Here is a 20,045-nt window from a genome sequence, read left to right on the forward strand (position 1 = left end):
GACACATGGACGTAGAGGCCATGCTGTGCGCCTACGCTGAACAGGAGAAGGACATCGCTGAGGCAACAAAGAGAGTCGCCAAAGCTCTTTAAATCTATTTCCCTTTTTCTCCTCGTGTATTACCCCTTTATCTACTGAAATCGCTTTTATCCTTCAGAGTCCTTTATCTACTAATGGTTATTGGCTACGTTATAGGCGAAGCCACCCCTCAGGACGCTTTAATGCTTGCTGAAGAGCCGGTGAGGGTGGGACGTTACGTCATTCTTGAGTATGACGGAGTGAAGGTGCTAGGCCTGGTCACTTCTGTAACCAGGGGGAGTCCTCTCCTTGATCTAACCCTTAATGACATAAAGATTGTTCAGAAACTGAAGAACCTTGATACCTCAATTCCACAATTCGTTAAGGCCAGGATTAAGCTCCTCCACGAAATGGGCTCAGGGACAATACCTGATCTTCCACCAGGGCCGGGAACACCAGTTCGATTGGCCGAGGAGGATGAGCTCAGGGACATCTTCTCCGACGGGGATGTGGTGATAGGTTCCATAATTGGGATGAACATCCCGGTGAGAATTAGGGTTAACTCTCTCTCTAGACACCTGGCCATCTTGGCCGCCACGGGTAGCGGAAAGTCGAACACGGTCGCAGTCCTCTCCCAGTCCCTCGCCTCAATCGGCGGGTCAGTGGTTATCTTTGATTATCACGGCGAGTATTATGGCTCCGATATAAAACCTCTAAACAATATTGAACCTAAGTTAAATCCTTTACATTTAAAGCCCAAAGAGTTTGCAACACTTTTAGAAATTAGACCCAACGCTCATATACAGTATAGATTTTTAAGACATGCCTTCGTCTCCTATATTGAAAAACTGAGAGAGAAATTGAAAGAAGGTAACGTGGATTACAATGCGCTCAATTCGGAATTTGTGAGTGAACTAGAGAAGGAAATAGATGAGCTACTCGGCGACGAGAAACAAAGGAACCAGAAGGACGCAGCGGACGAGGTTAAGAACAAGCTGGAGGAATTCGTCGATAGATACGGTGACGTAATCGATCTCACAGTCCCTGATATTACCTCCAGGATCAGGCCCTCAACTGTGAACGTGGTTGACATCAGTCATATGGACGAAGATGCCATGGACGCGGTGGTATCTCACTACCTGAGGAGATTGCTGGATTCAAGGAAAGAGTTTAAACATAAGGGGACGGGCTTAGGTTTTCCAGTTGTTGCGGTTATCGAAGAGGCCCATGTGTTTCTGTCAAAGTACCAAGATACCCTCACCAAGTATAACGCCTCCAAGATAGCCAGGGAAGGAAGGAAGTTCGGGGTGAGCATGGTCATAGTTAGCCAGAGGCCGAAGGGACTGGATGAGACCATCCTTAGTCAAATGACCAATAAGATCATCCTGAGAATGGTTGAGCCCACGGACAAAAAGTATGTGCTTGAGGCCAGCGATAATCTGACCGAAGACCTCGTGGACCAGCTTTCCTCCCTGGGAGTCGGGGAGGCCATCATGATAGGTAACTTGGTCAAGTTGCCTGCTTTCATAAAGATTACTAGGTTCACTGGAAGGCTGGGCGGATCAGATCCAGACATAAAGGGGGAATGGAGCCACTTCCTGAACACAGGAAAGGTGGACGTTGAGTTCGGGTGAGATCGTGATTCTCCACATCTCGGATACTCATCTTGGAAGCAGGAGGTACAACAGGGACTCACGGGAACAGGACGTTTACGACGTCTTTTCTCAGTTGATAGATGTGGCCATAAGGGAACACGTGAGGGCCATAGTGCACTCAGGGGATCTCTTTGACGTGTATAAACCCGGGAACAAGTCGCTCAAGTTCTTCGTTGATAAGGTGAAAATTCTCAGGGATAAGGGGATTGATTTCATCAACATCCCTGGAGATCACGATACACCCAAGGTGAGGGATGAGGTATATACCCAGAGGTTGCTGGGGGAATCCCTGGGCCTGATCAAGATGCTCCTGGGGGATCAGGATCCCAGGTACGTGGAGATAGACGACGGTGGAGTTAAGGTCAGGGTTTACGGGATCAGGAGCATGAGCACGGTCTTCAGAGATAACCTCCTGAATCTTTTGAACTCCCTGAAACCAGAGGGAGAGAGGAATGTCCTCATGTTGCATCAGGGCTTCAGGGAAATGTTGCCCTACGACAACGCGTGGCAACTGGAGATAGGATCCCTCCCAAGGGGGTTTCAGTATTACGCCTGCGGTCACCTCCATTCCAGAGAGACAAGAGTCCTACCCTGGGGGGGCATACTTGCGGTGGCCGGTTCACCGGAGATAATAAGGGAGGAAGAGATTGAGGGCTGGATGAAGAACGGTAAGGGAGGTTACCTCGTGGATCTCAGTAAGAAGGAGGTGGAGGTGCACAAGGTCGATGTTGACGTCAGGCCTCAGGAGGTGGTCAGGATAAACACTGCCACGGTGGAGCAGGATATAGAGAACATAAAGAAGAAGTTCAATTCCAAGAGGAAACCGATCCTTCACGTAATCCTGGAGGGGGATTCCAGCAAGAGGGGAATTGCCATGAAGAGACTGAGCCTTCTCACGGAGGTTGCAGAGTTTTACAGGATCTACAAGGACGAGACCACAGATTCCCAGGTGAGGGAGGTTCGAGCAGAGAGCAAGGGAACCATCTCGGAGTTAATAGCCGATTACCTTAGGAAACAAGGCTACAACGACGAGGAGGTGAAGCTAATCCTGGAGGTGATTAGCAAGTATGATTCGGACGAGGCAGATGAAATTCTCAAAAGGTTTGCGGAGATGGAAAGATGAGGCTCGAGAGTGTTTCTCTTAAGGACTTTTTGAGTCATGAGAGGACCACTGTCTCCTTTAAGGGAGATATTAACGTTATAGTGGGACAGAACGGTGCGGGGAAGAGCTCCATCATAGAGGCTATCGTATTTGCCCTGTTCAGGGAGGGGAAGGGGAAGCAGGATGAGATGGTCAAGAAGGGCAAGACCACGGCGGAGGTGGAGTTGCTTCTAAAGGACGTTAACCTTGAGGCAAAGGTGCTGAGGAAGATTCCTCCTGGAGATCTGCTGTACATCAACGGTAAACTGACCGCCAGGGGTACAAAGGAGGTCACGAGAAAGATAGAGGAGCTGGGCCTTAACAGCAAGGTTGTAACTTCCACCATGATAGTGAAGCAGGGAGAAATAGAGACGATTTTCGATAATTTGACGGACGTGCTCAAAAGGGTTATGATGATAGACAACCTTGAGAAACTCACGGAGTCTGGGGGAAGGATCAAGCAACTGATGGACAAGTATGAGATGGAGGTCAGGTCTCACGAGGCATACGCGGAGAACCTCAAGAACTTCCAGGAGGAGAAGAACAAGCTGGAGGGGGAGATTTCTTCTCTGCTGAGAAGGATGGAAGGGATAAGGGAGGAGTATCGTAAGCTGGAGGAGGAGCAGTCCAGGGTAAAGGCCGAGGTGAAGGACCTTGAGGAAAAGCAAAGGGTCTACGATGCTCTGATCTCCAGGAAAAAGGAAGCGGAGGACGAGTTGCAAAGGGTGACGAGGGAACTCAAGAACCTGGAAGGACTTGAGGACAGGATAGCCAGCCTGCAGTCCAAGGAGAGGGAGCTTGATAGCAAGGTTGCAATGAGGGGTGATATTGTTGACCTGGAGAACAAGGAGAGCAGGTTGGCCGAGAAGAAGAGTGAACTGACGAAGTTAGAGAAACAGAGGGACAGGAAGAACCAAGAACTGGAACTGAAGAGGAGCCTTGAGCCCAAACATGAGGAGTACCTGAGGGTGAAGACTAGGCTAGAGGAACTGGAGGAGTATCACGAGAAGTTCACCAGGATTTCGACCAGTCTTAATGACCTCCTCGAGAGCAAGAAGAGTACTGAGGCGGAACTTGAATCCCTTCCCATGCTCGAGGTGGAGAAAATTCAGGCACGGCTGGATTCGGTCTCCAGAGAGCTTGATAATGTAACATCACTCTACAAAGAGAGAGAGGTGGAACAGGACCAGGTCAGGAAAAGCCTTGCCGCTCTCCTTTCAGCCTCTGAAGGGAAATGTCCTGTCTGCGGTGGTCCCCTAGATGACCTTCACAGAGAGGAGCTAACCAAAAAGTACAGCGATCGTCTGGGAGAATTGAGCAGGGAGCTCAAGGATCTGGAGAGGAGGCTGGATAGCCTCAAGAAGGAGAAGTACTCACTTGAGGACGAACGAGAGAGGGCCAGGGAGATGGAGGTAAAGAGGAGGAACAAGGAAAATGAACTGGAAAGCCTCTCCGCAAGGATCTCACAACTGCAGACGGAGTTAGCCAAGCTAGGGTCACTGGAGGAAGAGTTCAGAAGATTGCAGCGCGAGAAAAAGGAGCTGGAGAAATACGAGAATGAATATATGAAGGTTCAAAACGCAAGCGAGACCGAGGTAGAGGAGCTTGAGGATCAAATCGCCGCGTATACCCACGAGATAGCCACACTGGAGGATCAGATTGCCCAACTGAGGGAGAAGGTGGGAAATCTAACCAAAGAGGAGGTGGAGCAAGCGAGACGCCTACTTGAGAACATACGTAAGGAGCTTCAGGAGCTACAGAGAAAGACTGGAGAGATGGATAATCTTCTCGCAAGGAAGAGGGAACTGGAGAAAAGGATAAACGAGCTATCCACGCAGATTCAGCTTCTGGGATTCAGGAAGCAGGACCTTGAACTGAAGAAACGTGAGCAGGAGACGTTGAGCAAGCAAATGGCAGATATTCAGCGGGATATTGGAACCTTGGAGGGTAAACTGACACAGCTCAAGGACAGGTACCAGGTGGTGGAAAACTCGCTGGCTCAGTTGCAACAGAAGGTTAAGGAGGTGGAAAAGATGAGAAGGGCGAAGGAACGCCTGGAAAAGCTTAGAAAGGTACTTTCCGAGGGCATGCTACAGTCCTATCTTATTTCCACGCTTAAGGGAAGAATTGAGAACAACCTTAATGATATAGTATCCATGTTTGACATCTCCTATACAAGGATACTGGTCAACATGACACAGACCAAGACCCTTACCGGAAAGGTGGAGCTCACTGCCCTCAATCAGTCTGGTCAGCAACTTCCCGTAAACATGCTGAGCGGTGGAGAGAAGATAGCGGTAGCTCTGGCTCTGAGGCTGGCAATAGCCAGGGCCCTCACGGGAGAAATGGGTTTCATGATTCTGGATGAACCCACGGTCCACTTAGACTCCATGAGAAGAGCTGAATTGCTCTCCGTGATAAGGGAGTCAATGAATGTCGTTCCGCAGATAATAGTGGTGACCCACGACGACGAGGTGCTGAGGATAGCGGATTACGTCATCAGGGTTGAGAAGGCGGGAGACGTCAGCAGGGTTAGGGAGGAAGTGGTCCAATGATAGAGAAGGTCTACCAGGAACTGATAATTAAACGTTCAGAACTGCTAGGAAAGCTGAATATTGTTCAAGCAGATCTCGATAAAAAACTGGAAACATTGGTTAAAAACAACTGGGAAGAGTTCACCCCCTCCTCTACGATAAGGAGGAAAATGGTTGCAGTTGATGGTGGACAATTTGTAAAGGAGTTAAGGACCGGGACGGTGTTTGTGCTGAATGCAGAAGCGCTCATAACTGAGGGAGTGCAGATACTGAACACGGACCAGGAGGTGAAGGCGGGGGTATTCAGGCCAGGTAATAAAGCTAAGGAAAGGGTGGGAGAGCTCATGGCAATCATGGAACTTAAGCTCGCCCTTCAAAACGGGGGTAGCGGAACCTGGATTTTAATGGATGGCAGTCTAAAGAAGAAACTCGGTGAGGTGAAACAGCTGGACGCTGACTTTGAATTCAGGGAAGGCGAGATCACATCCCTGAACCAAGAGGATGAGGACATAATGCTGCTCCATATGGTCTACGAGAAACAGGTATACCTTTCCCAGTTGCTCGATAGATTTGGCTCAAGAACCGTGTGGATTTCCAAGATGAGCAGGACCAAGGACCTCTTTCACCAGGACTTGTCTGATATCACCCTTCTGGAAACCTTCACAAGAGGCCCTGGTTTCTCGACGGTAAAGTGTAGACCTCTATTGAGGAATCAGGTCGAGGACCATGATAGGAGGAAATCCCTGGAAGGGGTGGAGGTGTGCAGTTTTTACGCAAGGCTTGATCAGAACGAGAATGTGCTCAGGATAGACCTGATAGGCAGGCCTACTACAGGTTTCATAAGAGATCTGCTAAATGACCTTTACTCGGTCTCCGTGAAGGGCTATCCATATCCGCTAGTTAGGGTACATTATGACGTGAAGGTGTCTAGGAACGATAGAAAAAGGATAATTGAAATGTTGAACCTTAGAAGGAGGAGAGGCGTAGAGTGGTGGCCCGGCCAGTTCTACTAAAAGTTTCAGGATGTAGTAGGAATCATGCAATGTTCCTAGATTTTCTCAATAAGTTTGGCTAGTTGGGTAAACGTTAAAAATCGGGACCAAAACATTAAGAATAGGTAGGATCACTCCTGTGAGGGTGCCTATCAAGGCAACCGTGAACAGGAGGCCGGTTTCACATTCTAGGAAAACGGATGTATCACACGTGTACTATCTACTGCGCTACCTTTACTCCTTCAATGCACATGAAAGCACCTTCTCCATCACTTCTGGGAAGCTCAGGGACCTCCTCTTCGTCCGGTCCGTAATTAAGTACCGAGACTGTCTGCTTGATCTCAAAATACTTACCAACTAGGTTCAGGAAGTCATGTCCTGAAATAAATCGAGCCCGAGAGTAATATTTATGGCCCTTCTTACCTAGGTCAGAATAGAACCTTCCCCAGTTCGAGTCAGCCCTCACTATACAACCCACAAACCTGTTTCTGGTAACCCTTTTCACCTCTGCCAGGAACTCCTCCAGCCTCTCAATAAAGCAGATGGTAACGGACGAGAAGACACAGGGGAAGGCATTGTCCCTGAAGGGAAGGTGATGTGCATCCCCCAGCACCCTATCCCCCTCCACGAACTGGAGCATGAACTCCGAGATGTCTAGGGATACCACATTTCCACTCATGGATTCGTGAAACACTGAAGGTCCAGATCCCACATCCAGACAGTCCTGAAGCTTCAGAACTTCAACTGCCCTCCTTTCGTTCTCGTAGGTAATGCGATGAGTATTATACCAGTTTAGGTATCCCTTTGGATCGTCAAATGCGGTCAAGATTATCCTGATATCTAATGAGGACTTTTATTATATTAATCTTAGATTCGATTTCGTTAAGGGTATTTATTAACTCCTGCCTTCTCCTCTTTAGAACCAGTGAGGAGTAAAGCATCTCCCCTATCTTGCTCTCAAGGTTGAAGATCTCTCGCTCTATTCCGTTTTTGATAGAGATGTATTCTCTGAGTAATTGCAGAAGTGAGGTGTTAACGGACCCCTCAATGTTGGATCCGTAATAGGGACATAGGTAACAGAGAATTGGGTGAGGCGAAATGTTCTCCCCCACGCTCCAGGCCTGAAGTATCCAATCCTTGGTTTTTACGAGCCTGCAGTATTTCCCATCAAATTGGTTGCACCTGTTTCTCCTTATCTCTCCGTCCTTGATGGTCCTTTCGTAGTTCGGTATTTTTGAGGAGAGATAGATATCTATTATGAGTCCTCTGAAATCATCCATAACTAAATAAACATCTTCTTCGAGCTAAATTAATCTTCACTAAAACCCCCTGGATCTAGGGCTTCATGAGGTTTCAACACGATAGAAGGCCTTATGGTAGCCCCTCGTAGCTCCTGGAAACATCACCTCACGAGTGAGACAGGATTTTAATCTGGAAATAAACTCTATAACATATGGGAATCGTACGCGAATTTGCGGTTTTGAGGCCTTTCGATACCCTCCTTTACGCCTCAAAGCTCATGGTATTGGAACACGTTCCGAAGTCAATAGTGATAGACGAGAGAGGAGTCCCCGTGGGTACTATCACTCAGAAGGATATAGTGAAGTTCGTATATCAGATGGGCGAGGACAGACCCATGGAGAACGTAATGCTGTCGGAGGTAATGCGAAAGGACGTTACCTGTGTCAGTCCAAATATAGATCCCTTCGACGCGGCACAGATAATGATAGATAAGAAACAGCCACTCTTGGCGGTCTGTGATGATCAGGAGAAGGCCCTTGGTATCATAATAAAGAGCGATCTCAGTAACTTCTACGCCTCTCAGGTAAGGGGATTGCAAAAGGTCAAGGACTACATGAGCTCACCTGTGGTGACCATAGACCCCCAAGCAAAGTTATCTGAGGCTGTGGAGAAAATGGTTGAGAGCAACCTTAGCAGGTTGGTGGTCTTCACTCCAGGTAAGGTATTGGGCGTAGTAACTACCACAGATTTGCTTTACATGGCTGCTGCCCTGAAGTACAGGGACCTTAAGATAGAAGTTAGGGACGTAATGAGCCCCAATGTCATAGTGGTTAACAGTAATGAGGATATGGCCAACGCCGCTAGGTTAATGGCCTCAAGGAAAATAAAAGGGATTCCCGTCATGGATAAGGAAGGGAAACTGGGAGGTATAGTTACCACTACTGACGTTGTTAGAGCCATGATGGATCAGAGCGTTAAAAAGTATCTATATGAGGTGAAAATGTACACCTCCTCCTTCTAGGTTTTTAACATTACGACGAAAAATGTTTTTACCACTTGTCGAGAACCCAGGATATATTCAGTCATCCTAATCCATCACATGATTCCATATGATGACTGGACCGAGTGCGAGAACTAGGCATGATCATTTCCCATGAGCAGGGGTTAGGCCTCTAACCATAACTATCATAAAACTTAACTCATAGCTACGCTCAATACCGCTTTAGTCCTCTTCCTCTCTCGGTTAAGCTTAATTTTAATTACTCCGACTTCGTAATGACTATATAATGGAAGTCGATATAGCTGAAATGCTGAGGAAGAGGGGTTTAAAGGTAACGCCCCAAAGAATAGCGGTGATAAAGACCATGATAAAGGGCGGTCACTTTAGCGGAGAGCAAATTTTCAGCGAGCTGAAAAAGACAGAACCCAGCATAAGTCTTTCCACTGTCTATAATGCGCTTGAAACGCTGGAGAAGGCGGGAATTATAAGGTCGTTTGAAGCTGGAGGAAAGACATGGTATGAAATGAGAATGGAACCACACGTTAACGTATTCTGCGAGGATCTGGGCGACATAGTGGACGTTGACCTAGACCTGAGATTCCTGGAGAGGAACTTAGAGGAGAAGGGGATAGAACCAAAAAATCTCAGCGTGATAGTTTACGCCGAATGCTCTAAGATGAAGAAAGTATAGATGTTAATTTCTCATAAAACTTCTCCGAGTCTGCCTTGAGTACAACGTTAGCGTTTTCACCTCCCTTACTGTACCAATCTACAAGCATTGCCCCACGGGATAAAGAGCACAGCTCCACGTCCACCTTGAACTTCCTCTGTTCTAGAATGGCCGAACCATCAAATGCCAAGTACGTGGTAAGGGAATCTGGGTGAACACTGCCCCTGTTTCCCTGTTTCAGTGAGAATTCCAGTAGCGTTTTGTTCACCCTCTCAAAGAACCTAGATAACGCGGTATTCATGGATCTGATCCTTTCCCATTTGGCAAGATCCAAGGTACCATACTCCTCTGTGGTCTCCCAGGGGACAATGGTTACGTCAAACCCCGCATCAAGAACTACCTTTGCTGCCTCTGGATCTACCCAGAAGTTGAACTCCGCTATGGGGGTGGTGTTTCCCCGGGTAAATGCCCCTCCCATTATCCAGACCTTCCTTATCCATTTTGTTATGGAGTGTTCCCTTAGATAGGCCAGTGCCAGATTAGTCAAGGGAGATATCGCCAGTATCTCTAGCTCCCCTTGATTTTCCCTGGCGAGCCTTATGATCGCATCTATAGCGTTCTCCTTCTCCGGTCTCTTTGTGGGCTCTGGAATATCCCATTCACCCATGCCGTGTTTACCGTGCACTTCCTCCACTGTTCTCCACTTGTTTAGTATTGGTCTATCCTGCCCTAAGTAAACGGGAACGTCCTTCTTCCCTATATATTCCAGCGTGAATAGCGCGTTTCTGACCTGGTCTTGATATTTGACGTTTCCCGCAACTATGGTTACACCCAAGAGATCAAACAATCTAGAGGCCAAGAGTATGGCGATCGTATCATCAGACGCAGTGTCCGAATCCACTATTACCTTACGTCCCATAACATGACTAGTGCAATGGGGTTAAAATGCGTAATTCAGATCGGGCTCATTAATTGCTTAACTGGGTTTTAATCTTTAGAATTCTTCAATCTCATATTAAACCAGATGAAAACTTTGAGATAATTTTTTTAAAGGATGAAAACACCATTCGTATGATGAGAGTTAGAATTAGCAATATAGGTGGAATAACTAGCCCTCTCGACATTGACCTGAGCAAGGGGGTTAATGTATACACCGCACCTAACGCTTATGGGAAGACATCATTATCTAGAGCTTTGGTTTCCATGTTGACCTCAGAGGTAAAGCCAGAGGACCTCCTTAACGTCTTCTCGGACTCTGGTTACATCGAGGTCAGGTATAATGATAAGGAGTACTACAGGAGGATTAAGAGGGTCAAGAACAAGATAGCTGAAAACGCTAAACTGATCATGGACGATAAGAGGGCACTGCTCCTTTCGTACTTCTCCCCTGAAAACAGGTTACTTAACCAGGTCCTCGGTGGGCAGGAACAGGTAGAGTGGTTCATATCTTCCACATCTGAGATCGAGAAAGTGAAACAACTCAAGATTAACGTTGACGAAAGACTGAAAATCCTGAAGGAAGAGCACGAGGAATTAAAGGGCAAGTATAAGGATGCAGTTACGATCCAGGCTGAAATAAGGAGCATTGAGAACGAGATAGAAACCCTCAAGAAGGAGACCGAGAGTGACAGGTTGATAAACAGTACCACTCAGTCCATTTCCGTAACAAGGCAGAATAAGCTGGCAGAGCTAAACTCAAAGATTGAGCAGAAAAAGAAGGAACTCCTAGACCTTCAGACCAAGCACACTAGACTGGAACTGGATATTCAGCAAAAGGAGAGCATGATAACTCCAGAGATAAAGAAGATATTTGAGGACCAGCTCAACGAAATAAACCAGGAACTCCAAAGGAAATCTGCTCTTAGAAATGAGACAGAGATAGGAATAAGGGTCCTGGAGAGAGTAATGGATGAAATCAAGGACGCGGAGAAGAACCATCTGGACACGTGTTACGTCTGTGGCAGTCACGTAGATCCAGAGATCTGGAGGACTAGGATTGATGTGATCTCAGAACAGCTAAGGATGAGGCAGAACTCCTTTGAGAGTGTGAAGAAGGAAATAGATGAGCTAAACAGGAAGAAGGATGAGATCACTAGGAAATTAGCCGAGTTTGAGAACATAAGAAATGAGGTTGCGAAGTTAAAGACCAAGAAACAGGAGCTCCTAAACAGGATGGAGATGGTGAAGGAGCAAATTGGAGAATTGGAGAGGCAGAAGAGGGAAATGGAGGACAGGTTCAACAAGAATTCGGAGATGATAAGGGTCACGGGTCCCGAGAACGCAGTTACCAAGAGGATAAACGAGTTAATGAACAGAAAGAGTCAGCTGGAGTATGAGTTGGCTAACCTTGGGATTCCAGCTTCCACCCTGAACAAGATTAAGGAGAAGGAAAAGGAGATAGAGGAACTGGAGGCCCAGTCACAGGAATTGCAAAGGGAATATATCAGAAGACTTTCAGTGGCAAAGGAGGAATTCACAAAGCTGGCAAATTCCTTAATGAGGGAACTGGAGTTTAACCTTGAGGCGGAAATAACCCCAGACTTTCAGTTGGTGGTTAAGAAGAATGGGACCCTAATGGACCTGAGAAAACTCTCATCATCTGAGAGGACATCACTAGCTCTAGTGTTAGTGGTCACGGCAATAAAGTCGTACTTCAAGACACCATTCTTCATTGTTGACGAGTCATTCATGACCTTCGACCAGAGACGTTTCCAGAAGTTGGTAAACTACCTTTCAGGCCTCACAGACTACATTATAATCACGAGAAGCGATGAAAATGTCAATCTGGTTAAGGAGGAGAGAGAGGAGACTCAGGTTTCACCGACTCAATGAAAAAATGTTTTAAACTTCTGACTTCAGCGTTTGTTTATCCCTGATCTTAGCGTCTCTCCACCATTTTCTAGATGTCGGGAATTTTCCTCTTACATGGTGAGAGACCTAAGCTTCATGGGTAAATACTAGGCCTTTACGCTTCGGGGCATTATGGAGAGAACGGCCTCGCCAAACGCGATAATGTCTTCATAGTTTCATGGCGTCATAGCGTTTAGCCCAGGTAATCGGTGTGAAGTAATAATCAAGATAACATGAATACTAGTCATGAATACTAGTTTGGTAACATGATCGCTTTTACTAGCAATCAATTCTCCATCCAAAACAAAGGTAAAGAAACTGGATGTAAATAAAAAGAAGGGATCTTCATGGGCTCCAGGGTATCTCCAATTTCTTCATTAGCATTTTGTTCAGATCAGTCCTGACAGCATCATTAACCTGCTCCGGAACGTTGGCTATTGGGGTGAACCATCCAACGGAGGTTGACATTCCCAGTTCCTCAGCCCTATCCTTCAACCATATTGCCACAGCCAGCGCTGCCATCGTGGGTTTAAAAATAACAATGGAGGGTCCTATTGACGAACTTGATATCTTGACTGCGTGCCTTGAAATTGTCTTCCACCTAGTTTTGGTTATTATTCTAACTAGCTCCTTGGCCCGGTCTTTTTCTCCTATAGCATAAAATATTATCATATGTAGAAAACAGCTAAAACCGTCTTAAAAAATTAGCTAGACCCTGTTCCGCAATTGCAGTATCCAAACTCATCTATCTCCAGTCCACAGACAGGGCATATAACTCCACTACCCTTAATCTCTGTCCACTCCTTTCCGTACTGTAAAAAATGGGAATCTGACAGTGCTCTGGCTAAATCCCTGATGGAAACAATCCCCACTACTTTCCCGTCTTTCCCAACCACAGGAAGATGTCTGAAACCGTTCTCTAGCATGATATTTACCGCCTCCTCCACAGTAGTGTCCTCTGTCACTCCCTTCACGGAGTTAGTCATGTAGTCTCTGACCTTGGCGTCCACTCTCTTATCTGCTAACGCCCTCACCATGTCTCTCTCCGTAATTATTCCCACAACTTGGTTTTTCTCATCAACCACCAACATGGATCCCATGTTATGGTTCTTCATCTCCAATGCCGCTGCAGTTATACTGTCGGATTCCTTGACCACGTGAACAATTTTTGTAGCTATTTCAGAAACAGTTCGACTCATAATCTTTAAATCGATTTAGGTCAATAAAAGCCTTTTTGTACGCATTAAACATGTAGTTAATGCATTGAGATTACAGGAAAAGAAAATGAAATGGATATCCGGAAGACTTGAGTGAGAGATATGGTGAAACCTAAGAGGTATATCAACTGGTGTCCTGTTTGCTTCCAACGCAAAAATCCTGCTAGTCCCTTTGTTTTAGTTACTCTTTTCCAGACGCTAAACGTCTCCTACCCTATGATGAACTGATGAGCCTTTATCTTTCCCTTCTCTAGGATTATGTAGGCAGCGTGCAAAATACCCTCGTTATGTTCACTGCCGGGATTAAGAACAAGTGTCCTGCCCAGCTTATCAAACCCCCTTGATTCGTGAATATGACCGTGAAGACCTAGGAGGGGCTGTTCCTCCTCTATCACCTTTCTTACGGAGACGGAACCAACATGCGACATTACCACCTCTCCTCCCTTTATTACAGGTTTCAGGTCAGGGGTTAGAAGGGGGGCACTATCAAGGTTGGTGTTGTAAGGGGGAGCATGTATATTGAAGATGGCTTTCTCGATATCAGAGATCTTCTTTGTCTCCTGCTTCAATGCGGTATAGATTTTTTCCTCTGGCATCTCCCTGGGCGTGTTCCATGGGGTCGGATTAACGTAGCCAAAGGAGATCATTTCATGCTCCCCAAGTTGTACGACCTCTCCCTCGCATTTCTTCATGACCTTGCTCTCCTCGATAACGTCAAACAGATAGAGAGGATCGTCATTGCCCAGGTTAACATATAGGGGAATGTCCACGTCCTTCAACTTCTCCTCAGCTATTTTGGACCAATTTCTCACTACCTCAATCATGGAGGTTTTGAAGGCTTCGTCCACCTTTCGTTTATCCTCCTTCATTTCCTGAAGATCCTTTCTGTCCACGATTACGTAATAGTTCCCCTGCTTTCTGATCTCATCAGTTATTTCCTTCAATCCCTCTCTTCCCACCACCTTATCATCGATCATGTATTTACCCTCCCCTATGTCCACTATAGGGGTAAGCGACTTACCTGCAATATCGCCACCTATGATGAGGTAATTTACCTTGTAAATTTTACCAGCATTTAGGAATTTCTTGAAAATAACGTCGGATCCGTGGATGTCTGTGGTGTAGAGGATTTTGATCTGACCAGACGTCTCCTGATTGTTGTTCCTCTTAAACAGGCCCACGAACAACTTTGCAGTAACGAGGATTTAAAATTATCCTAGAATTCAATGAAAATACTGGTCATAGTTTAACGGGGTTTAATATTCAAGAATGCCTACAATGGTGTATCATTATTTATAACACATTCTAGCTTAAATTAGGATAAAGAATACAAGATGTGAAAGGCTAAATGGCTCAGTTTAATCTTTTTAATACCGCCGTAATAATGAACCACAAATGACGATTATAATATTTATAAGACATGGCCAGAGCACATCTAACGTTGGCAAGATCCTCTCTCATGACGTTAATAACTTCCCCTTAACGGATGAGGGTCGGGAACAGGCAAAAAAGACAGCCCAGGAACTCAAACGAGTAAAGGTTGACGCCATCTTCACAAGTCCTATTCTCAGGGCATATCAGACTGCCAGCATTATAGGGGATGAACTTGGAATTATCCCAGTCATAGATGAAAGATTGAGGGAGAGATGGTTGGGAGAACTGAATAACAAGAGATTCGACCCAAGCGATCACTGGAAGCTAAAGATTGCGAGGGGACAGCTTGAGGTGAAGAACCTGGAGCCCTGGGATTCGCTGAAAAGGAGGATAGTGGAATTCATTACCTCTTTGAAGAACGACCAAGTGGTAATAGCGGTTAGTCATTATGATCCAATTCGGGCCGCCGTAGGGCACATCCTCGATCTGGATGACATATCAGCGCATGGTATATCCATACCCAACGCCAGCATGACGGTGATCGATTTTTCCTCTTCTCCTAGGATACTGGCCATAGGTTCTCCTATTCTTTCTCCTTCCCTGCTATCTAAACTCGATAGATATATTATTAGAGCTCAGGATACTGGTTAGAATTTCCCTTTTTGCCCTTGGTATACTATCCAGAATAGCGGTTCGAGGTCTCGTAATATTACGTTCTAGGGACTGTAGAATAACATTCGAAGATAATTCTGATATATAATGTTTAGAAATAATATGGGAAATACAGTTGTTCTGGGCCAAAGTTGAGGCTAGCTTAGAGTAATGCGGGCCTCCGTATATTAATATTGTGTTCTGGCACTCCGTTTCCTCTATCATTTCTATGCCCCGTAGAACTGCCTCAACCAGCATCTTCACCAGTTTCTCGTTATTCCACATCTGAGGATCGCTCCCTATTTCCACGAACGTGATAGGTTTGGTTATGCCTGTAGGGCCGTGGTGGGTTGCCTCTATTACTTTATCAATGTTGGCATCAATGCGACTCATGGAACGGAATACTGAGGTAAGCAACTTGGCGTTGGCTATTCCCAGGCTCTCTGGCTCACCGCCCATGGCACTCTTCCCGGGGTTTCCGGGATGGTGCACGGTAAAGGAGGGGGTCTTAGAGGAGCTTTCATGTCTGCAGATGATTACGATGGAATCACCCCTTGAGTACGAGAATTCTGTTACGTCCTCATCGATCTCCTCGAAACTGTATCCTAGCCTCTTTATGGTTTGCCCTACGGGATCCTTTGAGGATATGATTACACTGACATCCATCGGGATCCTAAACCCTCACTTCATAATAATCCTACCGTGACATCATTAAGCTTCGATCAGACTCTTCACTTTCCTGGCTAAGATCGGGGCCATAGCCCAACCGAATCTGTGACCCGTCGCCACTATGGCATTATCATAAATCTTCTTGATGAGGGGAGACTCAGCGGTTACTGCCCTGAATCCTACCCTGATCTCAAGCGGATGGATCACTTTCCCCGTATATCTCCTGAAAACTTCAATGGTTCTTTCCACTTGGTTCATTTCCACGCCTGGATTGGAGGAAGGGTATGAGTCTCCGTTCAGAAGGGCATAGGAATCTCCCTCAACTCCGAGCCTGTCCTCGAGCATCAGAATGTTTCTTATCCCCAGGGGAGAGGTCTTCACAATATGTCCCTTGTAGCTCGATACTCTCAAGTTGCTCAGTATGCCCTCTGGGTCGTTACCCACGGCTAGAACGTAGACGTCAGCCCTTATCATTCCCTCATCCGTTTTCAACCCTGTCACACTATTACCTTCTACTTCTAGGGAAGTTACCCTGACTCTCTTCACCACACTGTTAAGTTTCTTTAGTAAGTCCTCCCCATTCACATGTAACCCCTTTCCCAGTACTTCACTTTCGTGGTGCAGGCAGGGTTCTATCTCTGCAGTCTCCCTTGAAGTCAACACCCTGTCACCCTTGGGAGGTACCCTAATGATATCCTTCCAGAATACCCTTACCCCAAGCTCCTCTGACAGTTTAACATATTCTTGTGCCGATTCCTCACATTCCTTTCTTAGGTCTCCACACAGCGGTGGCATCACGTTCCATAAACTGCTCATGGAATTTCTGGGGGGAACATCCCTGTCCACGACCGTCACGTCATCTCCCAAGATATGACTCACCAGAAGACCCGTGATGCCCCCTCCCACCACAACTATTCTTTGCATATGATTTTGTTTCTTTCTTCAATATAAACTTTTTAAACTCGATTTCATTAAAGTGATTTATGAGCGTAGAAAACGATCCTGAACTTGAAGCATTAATACGGAAAAAGATTAAACAGATGATGAAACAAGGAAAGGACATGGAAAAAGAACAAAGGGAATTAATAGCCCACCTAGATTCAAGTAATTTTGATGAGTTCCTCAAGAAGAATAAAGTTGCAGTGGTTGACTTTTGGGCTGAGTGGTGCGCTCCATGCCTCATATTAGCTCCTGTGATAGAGGAGCTTGCAAGGGATTACCCACAGGTAGGATTCGGCAAGCTGAATTCTGACGAAAACCAGAGTATTGCCGGAAGGTATGGGGTTATGAGTCTGCCCACAGTAATATTCTTCAAGGACGGTGAGCCTGTGGATGAAGTCATAGGTGCGGTTCCAAGGGAGGAACTGGAGATCAGGTTGAAGTCATTGCTAGGCGAGTGACATGAAAGCTTTGTTGCTAGGTGTGGACGGGTTAAGTTACAGTAGCTTCATGAAGTGCAATCCTAGGTTTCTTCTTACGCTATTCAGCAGTACCTTTAGAGGTGTGGTAGTTAACAGGAGACCACAGCATCCTGCCTCCTCATGGATGTCTGTCTTGGAAATGAAGGAGGTTCCCTTAAGTGGTTTCACCACGATATCAGTGAAACCCTCCCTCGTTCAGGAGACCGGTTCCATCCCGATTAATCTACCAATCTCGAACCCGACCTATGGGGAAATAAGCCTGAAATATGGAGAACTGACCTTGCAGGAGGAAATAAACAAGGTAACGGAGGGAATCCTGAGCTCCCTGGATGACGGACCAGTAATAGCTGGCGTAAGCGGACTGGATGTACTCCTTCACAGGGGAGGGGATAAGTGTCAGGCCTACTCCGCGGTGGATACCATGCTGAGGAAGCTGGTTAATGCAGTGGATGAGTTAATCCTTTTCTCTCCCTTTGGGGAGCCCAAGTCAGGGAATGAGGAGGACCATGAGGATTACGGGATATACCTGGGAACTGTTCAGAGACCGGCGGAACATGACACGGTGAAGTTACCTGAGATAGGTTACCTATTTCTGAAACTAATCAAGGGGTAAATCCAAACAACTCCTGTCAATGCAACAATCTGTTTCTTCACTAGGCCCTAAAGTGTTCTCCTACCAGATTCAGCTCGCAGTTCCTCACCTATGTAAAAGGGATAGAGCGCCAGTATCACGGCATCCTTGTAAAGTCTCTTTCTGTCGACGATCCCCGTAAGCATGCCCACAGCACCCTCACCGTGTTTCGTATTTGTTTTTCCGTAAACCATGTCAGTGGCCTCTCCCAGTTCCTTTCCCCTTACTACCAGCTTCGCCAGCTCGTTGGAGAGCGTGAAAGCAGGAGAGTATGAAAAATTCTCCCTCTCCCTGCTCATGGCATATATCACCGCATACGCAATGACTCTCCCTCTTTCCCAGCAAACCCCTCCCTCTATTCCCACGCCAATATCACAACCTTCTTGACTCAACGCGCCGAGAGCCCTATTTCTCGCCCCTGCCAAGGTTTCGTTACACCAGGGTTGCTCGCTGACATTGGAGTCAGCCTTCACGGCCCTCACCTCCCATCCCTTCCCTATCTCCTTAACTGCCTCCCTAACTGCCTCAAGTTTAACTGGATTTGTTGAACCCACACAAACCAACATTTTTATCCGCCAACGGAAAAAGGGTAAGTCATGGCAACAATAAAGATTGGCGCCCTAGCCGATTCAGGTGACCTGTACCCCTTCATTCCCATGATGGAAGGTTGGGTGAAGGAGGACGGAATAAACCTAGAATTCCAGGTAATACCAACCGTTCAGGACGTGAATATGAGCGTATTGAGCAAAGTGGTGGACGTCTCGGTACCCTCGGCTGCCATGTATCCATACATCCAGGATGACTACTTCATTCTAGGTAACGCTGTTGCCACTGCCATAGACGGCATAACGGGGATGCCTGTCCTCTCCACAGCGGAGATGAAGATAGAGGACCTGAAGAAATCCACACTCATTGTTCATGGGCCAAATACCTCAGCCTTTACCCTTTACAGACTTCTAGTTGGCAAATACGGTAAACTGGTGATAATCCCGAGAGTTCTGGACGAGATTAAGGCCTTGGGAAAGAATGGGGACGTACTTGTTGCAGTTCATGAGATCAAGATGATGTACGCCATGAGGAAGCTGGGCATAAGGCCCTACGTCATCACCAGTATGTGGGAAATGTGGTCCAAGATTTCTGGAGGGGCACCAATGCCCATGGGAACAGTGGTGGTATCCAAGGATCTGGGCAGGGATCTGGCCCTAAAGTTCAAGGAGTTATACGAGAGGAGTAAGAAGTTTGCGGAGAAGAACCTAGACAAGGTGATTCCCAGGGATGTGGAGATAATGAGCGAGGCTCAGGGGGTCAACATGGATAGGGAGATCGTGGAGAAGACAATCTGGGCTGACATTCAGGAGTATAACGTTCCTCAGGAGAAGGTGATGGAGGGGCTGAGCAAGTTCTACAGCTTGACCCATGAGAGAGGACTTCTACCCCTTGTTAAGAGCATAGATGTAATTTAGGCCTTCAGTGAAACATGGTAGAGTACAGCTTGACCTATCAAAATTTTGGTTTAAGGTCAAAAACTAAAAATTTTGTTCACTTTAGCTTCTCGTCCAGCCACTGCTCCCATTTAGTTCCGTTCTCGTCCATTCCACTCTCAACCTCGTATCCCATGGACATCCATCCAACTATTCCACCTATCATGTAAATTGCCTTCTTTTTGTAAAGATGGGGCATTCCGTAAGTGGCATACCTAGCCCTGTTCCCGTGTTCACATACCACCGCTACTTCCTTGTCACTGAAATACTCCTGCAGGACCTCCAGATAGTCCATTGGAATGAGGAGCGAGCCCGGGATGTGATGCTCCACGTATTCCTGTGGAGTCCTTATGTCCAGAATCAGAATGTTGTTCTTTTTCCACAACTTTCTAACCATTGAGGGGGGCATATCAATGATATTCTTATAGAACGGAGTTGAATACTGCTCTATTATCTGCATGGGTTAACATTGTTAAAAGAGGTTTAAATATTTACTTTC

General features: G+C 46.5%; 21 protein-coding genes. 11 read left to right on the top strand and 10 right to left on the bottom strand.

Annotation, left to right across the window (positions count from 1 at the left end; all coding sequences use genetic code 11):
• Positions 1 to 173: 173 nt before the first annotated feature.
• The 4 genes from herA to nurA are packed head-to-tail and all read left to right on the top strand — an operon-like array spanning position 174 to position 6,361.
• Entirely contained in the window at positions 174 to 1,652 is a 1,479-nt protein-coding gene (gene herA, locus L3N51_RS07540) for a DNA double-strand break repair helicase HerA (RefSeq protein WP_238026459.1), read from the top strand.
• Between the two features lie 4 nt (positions 1,653 to 1,656).
• The gene (mre11, locus tag L3N51_RS07545) at positions 1,657 to 2,796 is read left to right on the top strand and encodes a DNA double-strand break repair protein Mre11 (protein ID WP_238026460.1); all 1,140 of its coding nucleotides are present in this window, start codon (positions 1,657 to 1,659) and stop codon (positions 2,794 to 2,796) included.
• Positions 2,793 to 5,369, top strand: coding sequence for an AAA family ATPase (locus tag L3N51_RS07550; protein ID WP_238026462.1), 2,577 nt, complete (start codon positions 2,793 to 2,795; stop codon positions 5,367 to 5,369). The genes mre11 and L3N51_RS07550 overlap by 4 nt, the downstream gene beginning before the upstream one ends.
• Entirely contained in the window at positions 5,366 to 6,361 is a 996-nt protein-coding gene (gene nurA, locus L3N51_RS07555) for a DNA double-strand break repair nuclease NurA (protein WP_238026464.1), read from the top strand. The genes L3N51_RS07550 and nurA overlap by 4 nt, the downstream gene beginning before the upstream one ends.
• A 199-nt stretch (positions 6,362 to 6,560) precedes the next feature.
• Here the strand turns inward: nurA and L3N51_RS07560 are convergent, their stop codons facing one another.
• Both L3N51_RS07560 and L3N51_RS07565 read right to left on the bottom strand, forming a co-directional pair.
• On the bottom strand, positions 6,561 to 7,166 hold the full coding sequence (locus L3N51_RS07560) for a class I SAM-dependent methyltransferase (protein WP_238026466.1): 606 nt from the start codon (positions 7,164 to 7,166) through the stop codon (positions 6,561 to 6,563).
• Positions 7,153 to 7,620, bottom strand: coding sequence for a hypothetical protein (locus L3N51_RS07565; RefSeq protein ID WP_238026468.1), 468 nt, complete (start codon positions 7,618 to 7,620; stop codon positions 7,153 to 7,155). Before L3N51_RS07565 ends, L3N51_RS07560 begins: the two co-directional genes overlap by 14 nt.
• 173 nt (positions 7,621 to 7,793) lie before the next feature.
• Here L3N51_RS07565 and L3N51_RS07570 point away from each other — a divergent pair, with 173 nt between their 5' ends.
• Together L3N51_RS07570 and L3N51_RS07575 are read left to right on the top strand one after the other, a co-directional pair.
• Positions 7,794 to 8,603 carry a CBS domain-containing protein gene (locus L3N51_RS07570; protein WP_238026469.1) on the top strand — a complete coding sequence of 270 codons (810 nt, stop codon included), beginning with the start codon at positions 7,794 to 7,796 and terminating at the stop codon, positions 8,601 to 8,603.
• A gap of 265 nt (positions 8,604 to 8,868) precedes the next feature.
• Positions 8,869 to 9,273, top strand: coding sequence for a Fur family transcriptional regulator (locus L3N51_RS07575; RefSeq protein ID WP_238026470.1), 405 nt, complete (start codon positions 8,869 to 8,871; stop codon positions 9,271 to 9,273).
• Here L3N51_RS07575 and L3N51_RS07580 read toward each other — a convergent pair.
• Complete coding sequence (locus L3N51_RS07580) at positions 9,254 to 10,171, bottom strand: nucleoside hydrolase (RefSeq protein ID WP_238026471.1); 918 nt, start codon at positions 10,169 to 10,171, stop codon at positions 9,254 to 9,256. The two genes, L3N51_RS07575 and L3N51_RS07580, sit on opposite strands and share 20 nt — an antisense overlap.
• Before the next feature lie 155 nt (positions 10,172 to 10,326).
• On the opposite strand from L3N51_RS07580, the gene L3N51_RS07585 reads away from it, so the two are divergent.
• A complete protein-coding gene (locus L3N51_RS07585) occupies positions 10,327 to 12,084 on the top strand; it encodes an archaea-specific SMC-related protein (RefSeq protein WP_238026472.1) in 1,758 nt (585 codons plus the stop codon).
• Between the two features lie 363 nt (positions 12,085 to 12,447).
• On the opposite strand, the gene L3N51_RS07590 is transcribed toward L3N51_RS07585, so the two are convergent.
• The 3 genes from L3N51_RS07590 to L3N51_RS07600 form a co-directional block, all read right to left on the bottom strand.
• Positions 12,448 to 12,774 carry a hypothetical protein gene (locus tag L3N51_RS07590; protein ID WP_238026473.1) on the bottom strand — a complete coding sequence of 109 codons (327 nt, stop codon included), beginning with the start codon at positions 12,772 to 12,774 and terminating at the stop codon, positions 12,448 to 12,450.
• A 32-nt stretch (positions 12,775 to 12,806) separates the two neighbouring features.
• Positions 12,807 to 13,301 carry a CBS domain-containing protein gene (locus L3N51_RS07595; protein ID WP_238026474.1) on the bottom strand — a complete coding sequence of 165 codons (495 nt, stop codon included), beginning with the start codon at positions 13,299 to 13,301 and terminating at the stop codon, positions 12,807 to 12,809.
• A gap of 227 nt (positions 13,302 to 13,528) precedes the next feature.
• Positions 13,529 to 14,500: a metallophosphoesterase family protein gene (locus L3N51_RS07600; protein ID WP_238026475.1), complete on the bottom strand. Its 972-nt coding sequence runs from the start codon at positions 14,498 to 14,500 to the stop codon at positions 13,529 to 13,531.
• 214 nt (positions 14,501 to 14,714) lie between these two features.
• On the opposite strand from L3N51_RS07600, the gene L3N51_RS07605 reads away from it, so the two are divergent.
• Complete coding sequence (locus tag L3N51_RS07605) at positions 14,715 to 15,344, top strand: 2,3-diphosphoglycerate-dependent phosphoglycerate mutase (protein WP_238026477.1); 630 nt, start codon at positions 14,715 to 14,717, stop codon at positions 15,342 to 15,344.
• Here the strand turns inward: L3N51_RS07605 and L3N51_RS07610 are convergent.
• Both L3N51_RS07610 and L3N51_RS07615 read right to left on the bottom strand, forming a co-directional pair.
• Entirely contained in the window at positions 15,297 to 16,010 is a 714-nt protein-coding gene (locus L3N51_RS07610) for a D-aminoacyl-tRNA deacylase (protein ID WP_238026478.1), read from the bottom strand. The two genes, L3N51_RS07605 and L3N51_RS07610, sit on opposite strands and share 48 nt — an antisense overlap.
• A gap of 45 nt (positions 16,011 to 16,055) precedes the next feature.
• Positions 16,056 to 16,937 (bottom strand): NAD(P)/FAD-dependent oxidoreductase, encoded by an 882-nt coding sequence (locus L3N51_RS07615; RefSeq protein WP_238026480.1) that lies wholly within the window; start codon positions 16,935 to 16,937, stop codon positions 16,056 to 16,058.
• 59 nt (positions 16,938 to 16,996) lie between these two features.
• Between L3N51_RS07615 and trxA the strand changes: the two genes are divergently transcribed.
• Together trxA and L3N51_RS07625 are read left to right on the top strand one after the other, a co-directional pair.
• The gene (gene trxA, locus L3N51_RS07620; protein WP_238026481.1) at positions 16,997 to 17,413 is read left to right on the top strand and encodes a thioredoxin; all 417 of its coding nucleotides are present in this window, start codon (positions 16,997 to 16,999) and stop codon (positions 17,411 to 17,413) included.
• A gap of 1 nt (position 17,414) precedes the next feature.
• Positions 17,415 to 18,047, top strand: coding sequence for a hypothetical protein (locus L3N51_RS07625; RefSeq protein ID WP_238026482.1), 633 nt, complete (start codon positions 17,415 to 17,417; stop codon positions 18,045 to 18,047).
• 47 nt (positions 18,048 to 18,094) lie between these two features.
• Here L3N51_RS07625 and L3N51_RS07630 read toward each other — a convergent pair whose 3' ends face one another.
• Positions 18,095 to 18,631, bottom strand: a complete 537-nt coding sequence (locus tag L3N51_RS07630) for a DUF84 family protein (RefSeq protein ID WP_238026483.1) — start codon at positions 18,629 to 18,631, stop codon at positions 18,095 to 18,097.
• A 30-nt stretch (positions 18,632 to 18,661) separates the two neighbouring features.
• Between L3N51_RS07630 and L3N51_RS07635 the strand changes: the two genes are divergently transcribed.
• Positions 18,662 to 19,528: a menaquinone biosynthesis family protein gene (locus L3N51_RS07635; protein WP_238026484.1), complete on the top strand. Its 867-nt coding sequence runs from the start codon at positions 18,662 to 18,664 to the stop codon at positions 19,526 to 19,528.
• A 76-nt stretch (positions 19,529 to 19,604) separates the two neighbouring features.
• Here L3N51_RS07635 and L3N51_RS07640 read toward each other — a convergent pair whose 3' ends face one another.
• Positions 19,605 to 20,006, bottom strand: a complete 402-nt coding sequence (locus L3N51_RS07640) for a rhodanese-like domain-containing protein (protein WP_238026485.1) — start codon at positions 20,004 to 20,006, stop codon at positions 19,605 to 19,607.
• Between the last annotated feature and the right edge of the window lie 39 nt (positions 20,007 to 20,045).

Source organism: Metallosphaera javensis (ex Hofmann et al. 2022), from assembly GCF_022064045.1.
GTDB lineage: Archaea > Thermoproteota > Thermoprotei_A > Sulfolobales > Sulfolobaceae > Metallosphaera > Metallosphaera javensis.